We start from the raw sequence: 13325 nt of genomic DNA, 5'->3' as shown, positions 1-13325 counted from the left end.
CCGGTGAGATAGCGCTACTCGGCGGCTGAGGCGGAATCACGCAGCATGTTCGTAACATCGTTGTTCCACTCAGCAACTTTCCGGTCGCTACGGTCGCACGATGACGTCCCCGGCAACATATGACACATCAGCGCCCGCCCCTGAGGAACAGGGATATCACAAGGGGCTGAAGAACCGGCAAGTCCAAATGATCGGCATCGGGGGTGCCATCGGCACGGGGCTGTTCATGGGCGCCGGTGGCCGGTTACACAGCGCGGGACCGGGCTTGTTCTTGGTTTATGCGGTCTGCGGCGTGTTCGTGTTCTTCATCCTGCGTGCGCTGGGCGAGCTGATCTTGCACCGGCCGTCCTCGGGGTCCTTCGTGTCATACGCCCGCGAATTTCTTGGTGAGAAGGCGGCATACGTCGCAGGCTGGATGTACTTCTTCAACTGGGCCGCCACCGCCATCGTCGACGTCACCGCCATCGCGCTGTACATGCACTACTGGAGCGCCTTCAAGGCCATCCCTCAGTGGTCCATCGCACTCATTGCCTTGGTCATCGTGCTGACCATGAACACCATCAGCGTCAAACTGTTCGGGGAGATGGAATTCTGGGCAGCTCTGATCAAAGTGGTTGCCATCATGGGGTTCCTGGTCATCGGTACGGTATTCCTGGCGGGCCGCTTCACGGTCGAGGGTGCCAGCACAGGACCGTCGGTGATCGCGGACAATGGCGGCCTGCTGCCCACCGGTCTGATGGCCCTGGTCATCGTCACCTCGGGAGTCGTCTTCGCGTACTCCGCAGTCGAACTGGTCGGCATCGCCGCCGGCGAGACCGAGAACCCGGAAAAGGTGATGCCCCGAGCCATCAACTCCGTCGTGTTCCGGGTCGCGGTCTTCTACGTGGGTTCACTCATCTTGCTGGCACTGCTACTGCCCTATGGGACCTACAAAGCCGGCGAGAGCCCCTTCGTCACCTTCTTCTCCCGGATAGGCGTGCCGTACGCCGGCGATGCCATGAACTTCGTGGTGCTGACGGCCGCACTGTCCAGCCTGAACGCGGGCCTGTACAGCACGGGGCGGATTCTGCGGTCCCTCGCAATGAATGGCAGTGCGCCAAAAGTGTTGTCCCGTATGACCTCTGGCGGAGTGCCCTTCATGGGCATCGCGGTCACCGGCGCCCTCACACTTGTCGGGATATTCATGAACCTGGTCATTCCCGCCGAAGCGTTCGAAACCGCTTTGGATCTGGCGGCGCTCGGGATCATCTCGTCGTGGGCCACCATCGTGATCTGCCAGATCCAGCTGTACCGGTGGTCGCAGCGAGGTATCCTGCGGCGGGGCAGTTTCCGGATGCCCGGAGCCCCGTACACCGGGTACCTGACGCTGGCGTTCCTGGCGGCCGTGGTGGTGTTGATGTGTTACGAGAACGCGTGGAACCTGATCGCGATCGTGGTACTCGTCCCCGTGCTGACCGCGGGCTGGTACCTGTGCCGTGGTCGCGTACTGCAGCTCGCGCAGGAGCGCATCGGATACACCGGCGCCTACCCGGTGATAGCGCACACCCCCATGCTCGACGACCCGCCGGGCGGCCGGGACGGGTAGCGGCAACGGTTGGGGCGGCCTTGTAGGTTGCGATCAACCGGTAGTCGGACACGAGAGGGACCTGAGGCATGGGCCAACTGAATGGGGCCAGGGCAGATCAGGCCCGAGAGGTGATCGAGGCGCTGGCCGGTCCCGGTGCAGTCCTGCGGAAAGATCAAGAAACCGCGGTGATAGCACTACTGGAGCCCGCAGCTCGGGTGCTGGTGGTCCAAGCCACGGGTTGGGGCAAGTCCGCGGTGTATTGGGTCGCGACAGCGATCCGGCGTTCCGAGGGCGCCGGTCCGGCACTGATCGTCTCGCCGCTGCTGTCCCTGATGCGCGATCAAGTCGCCGCCGCCGCTCGGGCAGGGCTGCGCGCCGCGACGCTCAACTCGTCGAACTTCGACGACTGGAGTTCGATCGAAGCGCGGCTCGTGGCCGGTGACGTCGATGTGCTTCTGGTATCACCTGAACGGCTGGCCAACCCCTCTTTCGGCCGTAGGGTGCTTTCGGCACTCGAAGGCTCCATGGGACTGCTGGTCATCGACGAGGCGCACGCGGTATCGGACTGGGGACACGATTTTCGTCCCGACTACCGCCGGGTCTCCGACGTGCTCACTCGGATGAATCCGGATACACCGGTACTGGCCACCACCGCCACCGCGAACGCGCGGGTCACCGAAGACGTGGCGACCCAACTGGGCGACGCCACCCTTGTTCTCCGGGGACCGCTGGCCCGTCGCTCATTGCAGCTCAACGTGTTGCCACCGATGTCGCCGCTGGCACGCTATGCCTGGGTGGCTCAGCATCTCGACGAACTGCCTGGGTCGGGCATCGTCTATGTACTCACCGTCGCCGATGCGCAACGGCTCGTGAACGCCATCCACGCGGTACACCCACAGGCGAAAGTCGCTGCTTACACAGGCCAACTCGACGCGGACGCGCGAGCCCGACTGGAGGACGCGCTACGTGAGAACCGGATCAAGGCGCTGATCGCCACGTCTGCCCTGGGGATGGGCTTCGACAAGCCCGACCTCGGATTCGTAGTCCACATCGGGTCACCGCCATCACCGGTCGGCTACTACCAGCAGGTGGGGCGCGCCGGCCGCGCCATCGACCATGCGGCAGTCGTGCTGCTTCCGTCGGAATCAGACGCCGGTATATGGGACTACTTCACCACCGCTTCGATTCCAGATCCCAAGCAGATGGACACGGTGATCACCGCTCTGGCCGGTGAGACGCGCGATGATGAGGGATCGGTATCGGTAAACGCGCTCGAAGCCAAGACAGGTATTCGGCGCACACGAATCGAGCTCATGGTCAAACAGCTCGCCGTCGACGGCGCGGTGGAGCGGGTCGACGGCGGCTGGCGATCTACCGGTAGCCCTTGGCATTTCGACACAGAGCACTACGACGGCATCATTGCCACCCGCCGCCGCGAGGCCGACATCATGAAGGCCTACACACGTGGAGAACGCTGCCTCATGCAGCTGCTCACGGAATCACTCGACGACCCCCAGGCCGCATCTTGCGGACAGTGCTCGGTGTGCCTCGGGCAGACACCCGATGGGCTTGGATCGCCCGCGTCTGCCGAGCTGATGCAGATGGTCGCGGCCACCCTGCGCACCGATTCCACGGTGCTTGAACCCCGAAAGATGTGGCCTGGCGGAGAGTTCGGGACCCGCGGCAAGATTCCAGCGGGCCTGCTCGCCGAACCCGGCCGCGTGCTGGTCCATGCCGATGCCCCAGAGTGGAGCGGGGTAATCGCCGCCGCGGTAACGGGCGAACCCGAGGCGATCGAAGTCCTGACCCAGGCCGCGGTTTCCACGCTCGCTCGATGGCGCGACGAATGGGTCGCCCGCCCCGAGATCGCGGTGTCGCTGCAGCTGACCGGTACGCCCAATCCGGTGAGGCCGGTGACCGAGCGAATTGCGACGATCGGTCGCCTACAGCAGGCGGCGATGCCAGCGGTTGTGGGTATGGCTCCGGGCCGTGATTCCTCCGGCGGCGAGGAAGCCACCTACTGGCGTGACGCGATCAGCACAGACGACTCACTCCGGGACATGGTCAACGGCCGATGCGTGCTGCTGGTGGCAGACTCGACGTCTACCCGGTGGCCCATCACCGTTGCCGCCGCCCATCTGCGCAAGGCCGGAGCGCGAGCGGTACTGCCACTGCTCATCCACCAACCGGCCTGATCCGGCTGGGCTCAGCGGCCCCAGGTGTCTTCCAGCATGCGCGGTTTGCACGCCTGGAAGGCGCCAATGCCCAGCACGGTGATTGCGACGAGCAGAAGGCCGAACGGCGCGTACCAACCGCCGGTCACATCATGCAGCACACCAAACAGCAAGGGGCCCAAGCACGCGACGGCATAGCCGACCCCCTGGGTAAACCCGGACAACGCCGCGGAGCCGGCAGGCGTGCGGGTACGCAGATTCACCAGCGTCAATCCCAACGGGAAGGTGGACGGCCCGAATCCGAGCGCGATCACCCACACGGCGGTCGCGGTCATCGGCATCCACAACAGCCCGGCAAATCCGACGAGGAAGCAGACCAGGCAGGCCACCACCAGCGGGAACGGGTTGCGCATGCGGGCGGCCAACGGCGGGATTGTCAGCGTGCCAACGAATCCCACGGCAGAGAAGATGGCCACCATGACGCCTCCCAGCGCGGCACTGCCGCCGGCCGAGGTGAGAATCGCCGGAATCCAGGTGAACATGGAATACGTGACCAGGGACGTCATGCCGAACATACCGGCCATGCCCCACGCCAACGGTGATCGCCAAACTTGTCCCACCGCAGAAGGATCCGCATGCGGCTCGGCGGAATGGTCCTCGACATCATGGCCGCGGCGCGCGATGACGACACCGATCCACGGCAGCAGCGCGGCGACCGGAACAAGCACCCAGGCCGCCAGCGAGAATCGCCAACCGTAGGTGTCAGCCAGGGGCACAGCGGTCAATGCCGGAACCGTGGTGCCGATCTGCAACACCGTGAGATAGGAAGCGCTCATCAGCGCGACGCGATGCGAGAAGTACCGCTTGACCAATGGCGGGATCACGACGTTGCCGATGCCCATACCAAGCAGAGCCAGGCAGGACAGCACCAACAAACCACCGGTTGAGTTCATCGCGGGCCGCGCCGCCATACCGATCACGGTGGCCACCACCGCGGCGAGTGTCGTGCGCTCCAGACCGAAACGCTCGGTGAGTGCGGGGGTCACCAGTCCCGCGACGGCGAACATGGCCGTCGGCAGCATCCCGAACACACCGATCACCGCAGACCCGAACCCGATCTCGTGTGAGATCTGCGTCAGCAGCGGCGTCAGCGAGGTGACCGCGGAACGAAGGCACAGCGCGAACAACAGGATCGCGACCAGCACCATGAGGCGACCACGGCGCAGCGCGGTCGCCGATACGGCCCGCATCGAATCGTGCGTGGCGGTTCCGGTGTCTTGCGCAGCCGTAGTCAACGTTCATCCTCCTGTAGGCCCCGGCAAATCATAGGATGAATGGATGAATGGGTTCAAGGTGATTTCCACCGCACGCTACGATGAGCCCTCATGCAGCCGGTCCGTCGCCAAACACTGATTGGCCAGGTCACCGAGCAACTCCGCGAGGAGATTCTGTCGGGACGCTGGGCCATCGGCGCGCGCATTCCGACCGAACCTGAATTGTGCGAGCTCACCGGGACCTCCCGCAACACAATTAGAGAGGCGGTCCAGGCCCTGGTACACGCCGGGATGCTCGAACGGCGCCAGGGGTCCGGCACCTACGTGCTCTCGATGGGCGGAAGCGGCTCAGCCATCGCCGACTACTTCGCGGCCGCCAATGACCGCGATCTGATCGAACTGCGGCAGACCCTTGAGGTGACCGCCGCCGGGCTCGCCGCCCAGCGACGTGATGAGGATGACATCGAGCACCTCCGCGCCATGCTGCAACGGCGCAACGCGCTATGGGCGCCCCATCACGTCGCACCCCAGGATGTCGAGGACGCCATCTCCACCGACATCGCGGTGCACCGGGCCGTAGTGGCCGCAAGCCACAATGCCCTTTACCTGGAACTTTACGATTCGCTGCTGGGCCTGATGGACCATTACATGCGAGGAAACCCGATAGGCGCGGAGTGCTCGTTCGAGCACGAACACACGATGCTCGTCGAGGCTGTCATCGCCGGCGATATCGACGCCGCCACGACCGCCACCGAGCGGCTCTTCACCGAGCTGAGCCTGCGCCGCCGGAACTTTCCGTCACCGGCACACGACTAGCTGAACGTGAAGATCGTCATCCCGGCAGCAGTCGCGCTGTCCTTGCTCGCCGGTTGTTCGGCGCATGAGTCCACATCCGCCACCCAGGCCACGCAGGCTTCGGCAGTCACCATCACCGACCAATGGGCAAAGTCCGCTCCCGACGGCTCCATGACCTCGGTGTTCGGCACCGTGCACAACAACGGTTCCAGTGAGGCACGCATCGTGTCCGCCACCTCGCCGGCCGCCCGGTCTGTCGAGCTCCATGAGGTGACTCCCGGCGGGTTGATGCGTCCCAAGGAGGGCGGGGTCGCCATTCCCCCTAACTGCGAGCACAAGCTCTCCCCCGGCGGCGATCACGTCATGCTCATGGGACTGACCACGCCCCTGCGCCCGGGCCAAGACGTCGTCATCACACTGGCCTTCCAGGATGGCTCAACCAAGCCGCTGACCGCCCAGATCCGCGACTTCGCAGGCGGCAACGAGAACTACCAGCCCTGAGCATGACGCGTCGTTCTCTGTCCCGACGGGGACTCATTGTCGGCGGCGGCGCCGCGGCCGCCCTCACCGCGGGCGCCGGGCTCTCGGCGTGGTCTGCCCAATCCCAAGCAGCACGGCCACAGGGCGCACCTGCTGTCGAACCGTTCCACGGAGAGCATCAGGCCGGAATCACCACCGCCCCGCAGTCACACGCGTTGTTCCTCGCCCTGGATCTACTACCCGGCAGCACAGACGAACAGTCGACTCGGGAGAATCTGCAATCGGTCTTACGTCTGTGGACCACCGACGCGGCCAGATTGACCCAGGGCCTGCCCGCTCTCGCCGACACCGAGCCGGAATTGGCAACGACCACAGCACGATTGACCATCACGACGGGCTTGGGCCCGTCGGTGTTCGCCAAGGCGGGCCTGGCCAATAGATGTCCCGCCTCGGCACGCGACTTCCCGGCGTTCACCACCGACAAACTCGACAAACGTTGGTGCGGAGGAGATCTCCTGCTGCAGATTTGTGCCGACGACATGCTGGTGGTGGCGCACACGGCGCGGGTTCTCTTGAAGAATGTGCGCTCGCTGGCTACCGAACGCTGGCGCCAGACCGGATTCCGGACACCACGCGCGGAAGACTCCTCGGGGGGCACCATGCGCAACCTCATGGGGCAAGTCGACGGCACGGTGAACCCCACCGTGCCCGAGCTCGACACTCTGCTGTGGCACCAGGGCGAAGATCATCAATGGCTCAGGGGCGGAACGCTTTTGGTCCTTCGCAGGATCACCATGGACCTGGACGGATGGGACCAGCTAGACGTCAAGCTCCGCGACCTGGTGATGGGCCGGCGAGCAGCCAACGGTGCGCCACTGACGGGCGAGAAGGAATCCGACGAACCCGACCTGGAGATGACCCGCGGTGGCATCCCCGTAATACCGGCGACCTCACATGTCGCCCTGGCCCGCCACCGCAATCCGCACGAGAAATTCCTGCGCCGTCCGTACAACTTCGACGACGCACCGCTGCCCGGCTCTTCGTCGAACTCGGGCCTGATTTTCGCTGCTTATCAACGTGATATCGCCACGCAGTTCGTCCCGGTTCAGCGACGGTTGGCCGAACGCGACGAGTTCAATCAGTGGAACAGCGCGGTCGGATCTGCCGTCTTCGTCATACCGCCGGGCACCACTGAGGACGGATATCTCGGCCGGACACTGCTGGACTAGTGCGTCGCTCACGCCCCTTGCAAGTTAGGTTTACCTAAGTTTCAATGGTGAAGTGAGCTTGATGTCCAGACCAGCACCCACCGAACCCACCGTGAACATCGGCGAGGCGGCGGCCCTCTACGGCCTCAGCCCATCGACCCTGCGGTGGTGGGAGAAGCAGGGCGTCCTGAATTCGCCGGTACAGCACAGCGGACGCCGCACCTACACCGAGCGAGACCTGCGGCGCATCGGCATCGCATACCTGTGCTGCATCACCGGGATGATGCCGCTGCGCCAGGCGGCCGTCGTGACATCGCATTCGGCGCAACCCGATACCTGGCGTGTCGCGGTCACCGAACAGGTCGCCGAGATCTCCACGCGTATCGAACAGCTCAATCGCGCACGCGAATACCTGAACCACCTGCTGTCCTGCCAGAACGAGGACATCGTCGATTGCCCGTATCTCGATGGTGAGCTCCGCATCCGCACCCCCCGTGGCCGCGCTGCCGGCAACAACCTGGTGTCCGCGGCGCGCGGCACCTGTTACGAATCTCCTTCAGTTCGTGACGAAATACCCGCCGAGATGCACACGAGCTGCGATTTCTGCGGCTCCGAACTGATCACGCACGGGAAGGGACGGCCTGCACGCTACTGCTCCCCCGCCTGCAAACAGCGCGCCTACCGGCAACGGCACGGTATGAAATGACGTGTGACCCCGTCCGCGCCTGAATCGCCGGATCCGCTACCGCAGATCGCCCGGGCCCGTTCCATCCTGTTCTCCGCGCCGCCGGCGGGCAGGCGGTGGAGTATCGGCTTACGCGCCGGTGCCGCCGTCGCCATTCCCGGGGCGCTCGTGGTGGCCGCCGGGTATCCGAATGCGGCACTCTACGTCACCTACGGCGCCTTCGCCGTCCTCTACGGCGAGGGACGCCCGTACCGGGTACGTGCCGCCGTCGTCGCCACCGCGGGAGCGGCGCTGCTTCTCATCGCGATGCTCGGCGCCTTCGTCGGCACCCATGCCCCCGGCGGCGTCGCCAACAAGGTGGCCATCATCCTCACTCTGACGGCCGTCGCGGTGCCGGTCGTGTACACCGTGGACGCGCTTCGGCTTGGTCCGCCGGGTGCCCTGTTCTTCGTGCTGGTGTGCGGCGGCGCGCTCGGCGCGACCGAATGGGGTGTGGATCCGATCAAGATTCTTGTCTGCGCAGGCCTGGGGGCCGTTGCAGCGGTGGCCGTTTCGATGGTCGGCGCCGCGGTTGACCTTCACAAACCGGAACGTGTCGCCGTGCAGCGGGCAGTCGATGCGGTTGACGGCTACGCACAGCCGGGCAAGGCGACAGTCGACGCACGCCACGCCGCGGGACTCGCGATCTCCTCCGCATGGACCGCCCTGCACGACGCGGGAATCTCCACCACGTCGGACTCACCCCTGGTGGCCACGATGCTCGACACCCATCGTCGGTTCACCGAAACCGCCGTCGGCACCAAGATGGTGCTCGATCACGTCATCCCGGGCGACCACGTCCTGGTGGTCCGGCCCAGCATTTGGTACCGGTTACGCCGCTCGGTGCGGTTCCGCTCACACGCCACCATCACCTCCGGACGCGTCGGCATCGCCTGCCTCGGCGCCGGAGTCATCAGTTCCGCTGTCGGGCTGACCCGCCCGCAATGGGCGATCCTGAGCGCTCTCGTGATCGTCCATCTGGGTCCGGACCGGCTACACGGAACGGTGCGCGGACTACACCGCTTCGCGGGAACCGTGATCGGGCTCGGCCTCTTCGCAGTGCTGTACCAGCTTTCCCTCACCGGGTACGCGCTCGTCGCCGCCATCGCCACATTGCAGTTCTGCACCGAGCTTTTCCTGCCCCGCAACTACGCCGTCGCCGTCATGTTCGTGACACCCATCGCCCTGCTGTCGGCGGGCGTGGTCACCTTGCACGGGTCCGTCACCTCGATCGTGCGCGACCGCCTCGCGGAGACGCTGATCGGTGTCGCCGTCGCCATGGCGTCCATGTATCTGATCGCGCCGCGTGCCCATCGCCAGACCTTCACATTCACCGAGGCCCGGATCCGACAGGCGGCATTGGCTCTGGTCGCGAGTGCCCGCGTGCAGCCCGCCCACGACGCGGCGTACGCAGAAGCACGCGACCTCTCCTTCGAACTCGAGGGCGCTATCCGGGCCGGCGTGCACAGCGCACACAACGAGCCCGACTGGCTGCAGGCCCATTGGCCCGCACACGCAGCACTCATTCACCACGGATATGACCTGGTGGCCGCCTGCTGGGCCACCCCTCCCGGCGAGATGCTCGCCGACCCAGACCGCTGGGAGCGCTGCTTCAGCGGCAAGGACTGAATTTTGCCGGGCAATCTCGAGGCACATTCGTCAAGATCCCGTCAAGTTCTCATGGTCCCACAATAATGTGACGAGGGTCACATCCGGTGGATACCCTCGGCAAACGCGATGAGTTGACCCGCATCGCAGGTGCCGGTCCTGGCCATCCGGGTGTCAATGTGGTTACGGTCGGACAGTACGAAACCCGAGTTGATACGAAACATGTTGTGGTGATGGTGATTTTTAGTGGTCGATACTGAATTACAGAATGAAAAAGGTTGTACCCCTGTGTGGTCGATTGGCCACCCAACGCAGTCGGATGCTCGCCAGATGTGGCGCATCGCACGCGACTCCGGCGTATTGGACGTCAATTCTTCATACGCATACCTGTTGTGGTGCACTGACTTTCCTTCTACGGCCGCCGTCGCACGTGTTGACGACAAAACAATCGGATTCGTCACGGGATATCTCAGGCCGTCTGGATCACTGATGATCTGGCAGGTCGGGGTCGATGCGGCACACCGTGGAAAAGGACTCGCCGCCAGCATGCTGGCCTGGCTCGCAGACTCTCTCGCCACCCTGCAGGGTGAACCCCTGGTTATGGAAACCACTGTCACACAATCTAATACCGCTTCGCGTGCGTTATTCGCCGGATTTGCCCGCCGGCGGGATATGGAGCTCACCGAGTCCGCAGGATTCGGCGAGGACCTCTTTCCCGATGCACATGAGGCAGAGCCACTATTGCGGCTCACTCCGCTGGAACCACATAAAACACCCAGCCACAGTGCCTAAAAACATTGGGCCGAAAGGGGATACAGAAATGACCGCCACCTTGCCCGCTCAGGAAGCTGGGCTTCCGAAGGTCATCAACGAACGCGAATCCGACGTGCGGAGCTATTGCCGCAGCTGGCCCACCACCTTCGCGTCCGCCTCCGGATCCTGGCTCACCGACACCACCGGTGAGCGTTACCTGGACTTCTTCTCCGGTGCGGGCGCGCTCAACTACGGGCATAACAACCCGGTGCTCAAGACCGCCCTCATCGACTACTTGACGACTGACGGTGTGGTGCATGGTCTGGACATGGCCACCGTGGCCAAGCAGCATTTCCTTGAGGAGTTCGAGCGCACCATCCTGGAGCCGCGCGGCATGGACTACAAGGTCCAGTTCCCCGGCCCCACCGGAACCAACGCCGTGGAAGCCGCACTCAAGCTGGCGCGGAACATCACCGGGCGCGAGTCGGTCATCAGCTTCACCAATGCCTTCCACGGAATGACACTGGGATCACTGGCCGTAACGGGAAATTCCATGAAGCGCGCCGGAGCGGGCGTGCCGCTGGTGCACTCCACACCGATGCCGTACGACAACTACTTCGGTGGCGTCACCGAAGATTTCCAATGGTTTGAGAAAGTTCTCGACGACGAAGGCGGCGGACTCAACAAGCCTGCCGCGGTGATCGTCGAAACCGTGCAGGGCGAGGGTGGAGTAAACGTAGCTCGCGCCGAATGGCTGCGTGCGCTGTCAGACCTGTGCCGCGCCCGTGAAATCTTCCTGATCATCGACGACGTCCAGATGGGTTGCGGCCGAACAGGTGCGTTCTTCTCCTTCGAAGACTCGGGCATCCGCCCGGATATCGTGACGCTGTCCAAGTCGATCAGCGGATACGGCCTGCCGATGGCACTGACCCTGATACGGCCCGATCTCGACCAGTGGGCACCGGGTGAGCACAACGGCACCTTCCGCGGGAACAACCCGGCCTTCGTGACCGCCACCGCAACGCTGCAAAACTATTGGCGGGATAGCACATTCAGCGATGACGTGCGTCGCAAGGGGGACCGACTCCACAGCGAGCTGTCCGCACTGGTCGCCGACGACGACTCGGTAACCGTGCGTGGCCGCGGCATGGTGCAGGGCATTGCCTTTGCCGATGCCGAGCGGGGCTCTCGAGTGAGCAAGGCCGCGTTCGAGCGGAACCTGCTGGTGGAGACCTCGGGCCCCAAGGACGAGGTCGTCAAGCTGCTTCCCGCGCTGACCACCACCGACGAGCAGCTCGACATCGGCATCGCCACCTTGCGTGATGCCATCGCGGAATCCGCCTGAGTCCGTACAGAATCCAATCGATCGAGAGAGGAAACTATCGTGATCGTCCGTACTACCCAGCAGATCACGGGTACAGAACGCGATGTCAGCGGCGAAGGCTGGCATAGCAAGCGGATCGTGCTGGCAGATGACGGAGTCGGGTTCTCCTTCCACGAGACCACCATTGACGCGGGTACAGTCCACGTCTTCCATTACCAGCATCACATCGAGGCGGTGTGGCTTACCGCCGGTACCGGTACGTTGACCAACCTGGAGAACGGTGAACTGTTCACACTCGGGCCGGGCAGCATGTATCTGCTCAACGGCAATGAGCGACACCAACTTTCCGCCGATACCCAGATGCGCATGATGTGTGTGTTCAATCCTCCTGTCACCGGGCGGGAGGTCCACGACGAGTCCGGCGCATACCCTGCCGCGCCTGCGCTCTCATGAGTGCCCCAGCGATCGTCGATCGCTACCCCAGCCGTCTCGAAACCGAACAGCCTCCGATCGTCAGGACGGAGCCTGTGGTGTGGGGCGCCATGGGCGAGGGGCCCCTGGCCCCGCCGGCGCTCACGCAGATGTCTGAGCAGGGATTCCTGATCAGACCGAGCACCGTCGACGACATGACGGTATCCACCCTGCGCAACGAGATCGACAGAGTGCCATCGCAATTGGGCGACGACCCGCGGATCATCCGGGAGGCCGGATCGCATGAGGTGCGGTCCATCTTCGAGGCGCACGTCCTGAGCTCGGTAGTCATGGACGTCGCGTGCTCGCCGGGCGTACTTGACGTCGCCGAGCAGCTATTGGGCGGGCCGGTCTACCTGCATCAATCGCGCATCAATGCGATGCCCGCATTCAGAGGACGTGGCTTCTACTGGCATTCGGATTTCGAGACCTGGCACACCGAAGACGGACTCCCCCAGATGCGCACCGTGTCCTGCTCGATCGCGTTGACCGTCAACGTCGCCTATAACGGCACGCTGCAGGTCATGCCGGGCACCCACCGGACGTTCTACCCATGCGTCGGTGCCACCCCGCACGAAAACCATCGGAAATCTCTGGTGGAGCAAGAGGTTGGCGTTCCATCCACCCACACCCTCGCCGAGGCTGCCCTCACCAGCGGTATCGAACTGTTCCTCGGGCAACCGGGCGATGCGCTGTGGTTCGACTGCAACCTGATGCACGGGTCGGGATCGAACATCAGCCCGTACCCGCGCTCGAACGTCTTCCTGGTGTTCAACTCGGTGGAGAACGCACCAGAGCGCCCCTTCGCCGGATCGGAGCCTCGTCCGGAGTACATCGCTGCGCGGACATTCACGCCGCTCACCGGTCGACCGCCGAGTATTCGCTGATGACGACCGTCGGCCCGGACTTCCAGTCACCCACGGGTCGGCGGCAGCTGCACCGGGCCA

At 64.3% G+C, this 13325-nt stretch carries 12 protein-coding genes; 11 read left to right on the top strand and 1 reads right to left on the bottom strand.

Features of this window, described 5'->3' with window-relative positions; all coding sequences use genetic code 11:
- The first annotated feature begins 100 nt into the window (after positions 1 to 100).
- The gene (locus HBA99_RS11330) at positions 101 to 1585 is read left to right on the top strand and encodes an amino acid permease (RefSeq protein ID WP_057968258.1); all 1485 of its coding nucleotides are present in this window, start codon (positions 101 to 103) and stop codon (positions 1583 to 1585) included.
- 68 nt (positions 1586 to 1653) lie between these two features.
- Positions 1654 to 3762, top strand: coding sequence for a DEAD/DEAH box helicase (locus tag HBA99_RS11325; protein WP_070951030.1), 2109 nt, complete (start codon positions 1654 to 1656; stop codon positions 3760 to 3762).
- An 11-nt stretch (positions 3763 to 3773) separates the two neighbouring features.
- Here the strand turns inward: HBA99_RS11325 and HBA99_RS11320 are convergent, their stop codons facing one another.
- A complete protein-coding gene (locus HBA99_RS11320) occupies positions 3774 to 4991 on the bottom strand; it encodes a CynX/NimT family MFS transporter (RefSeq protein WP_030098111.1) in 1218 nt (405 codons plus the stop codon).
- Positions 4992 to 5126: 135 nt separating this feature from the next.
- Here HBA99_RS11320 and HBA99_RS11315 point away from each other — a divergent pair, with 135 nt between their 5' ends.
- From HBA99_RS11315 to thpD, 9 genes are all read left to right on the top strand, one after another.
- Positions 5127 to 5831: a FadR/GntR family transcriptional regulator gene (locus tag HBA99_RS11315; RefSeq protein WP_070951031.1), complete on the top strand. Its 705-nt coding sequence runs from the start codon at positions 5127 to 5129 to the stop codon at positions 5829 to 5831.
- A 6-nt stretch (positions 5832 to 5837) separates the two neighbouring features.
- Entirely contained in the window at positions 5838 to 6311 is a 474-nt protein-coding gene (locus HBA99_RS11310) for a copper chaperone PCu(A)C (RefSeq protein ID WP_070951032.1), read from the top strand.
- Positions 6312 to 6313: 2 nt separating this feature from the next.
- On the top strand, positions 6314 to 7519 hold the full coding sequence (locus HBA99_RS11305; RefSeq protein ID WP_070951033.1) for a Dyp-type peroxidase: 1206 nt from the start codon (positions 6314 to 6316) through the stop codon (positions 7517 to 7519).
- A gap of 61 nt (positions 7520 to 7580) precedes the next feature.
- Positions 7581 to 8204 (top strand): MerR family transcriptional regulator, encoded by a 624-nt coding sequence (locus tag HBA99_RS11300; RefSeq protein ID WP_046253557.1) that lies wholly within the window; start codon positions 7581 to 7583, stop codon positions 8202 to 8204.
- A 3-nt stretch (positions 8205 to 8207) separates the two neighbouring features.
- Complete coding sequence (locus tag HBA99_RS11295) at positions 8208 to 9851, top strand: FUSC family protein (RefSeq protein ID WP_070951034.1); 1644 nt, start codon at positions 8208 to 8210, stop codon at positions 9849 to 9851.
- A 309-nt stretch (positions 9852 to 10160) separates the two neighbouring features.
- The gene (gene ectA, locus HBA99_RS11290) at positions 10161 to 10622 is read left to right on the top strand and encodes a diaminobutyrate acetyltransferase (protein ID WP_057964003.1); all 462 of its coding nucleotides are present in this window, start codon (positions 10161 to 10163) and stop codon (positions 10620 to 10622) included.
- Between the two features lie 28 nt (positions 10623 to 10650).
- The gene (gene ectB / locus HBA99_RS11285; RefSeq protein ID WP_070951035.1) at positions 10651 to 11928 is read left to right on the top strand and encodes a diaminobutyrate--2-oxoglutarate transaminase; all 1278 of its coding nucleotides are present in this window, start codon (positions 10651 to 10653) and stop codon (positions 11926 to 11928) included.
- A 39-nt stretch (positions 11929 to 11967) separates the two neighbouring features.
- Positions 11968 to 12360 (top strand): ectoine synthase, encoded by a 393-nt coding sequence (locus HBA99_RS11280; protein WP_030098119.1) that lies wholly within the window; start codon positions 11968 to 11970, stop codon positions 12358 to 12360.
- Positions 12357 to 13265 (top strand): ectoine hydroxylase, encoded by a 909-nt coding sequence (gene thpD / locus HBA99_RS11275; RefSeq protein WP_030098120.1) that lies wholly within the window; start codon positions 12357 to 12359, stop codon positions 13263 to 13265. Before HBA99_RS11280 ends, thpD begins: the two co-directional genes overlap by 4 nt.
- Positions 13266 to 13325 lie beyond the last annotated feature (60 nt).

This window comes from Mycobacteroides chelonae (assembly GCF_016767715.1).
Classification (GTDB): Bacteria; Actinomycetota; Actinomycetes; order Mycobacteriales; family Mycobacteriaceae; genus Mycobacterium; species Mycobacterium gwanakae.
Note: the sequence above shows the minus strand (reverse complement) of the source record. Positions and strands in the feature narration are given on the sequence as shown.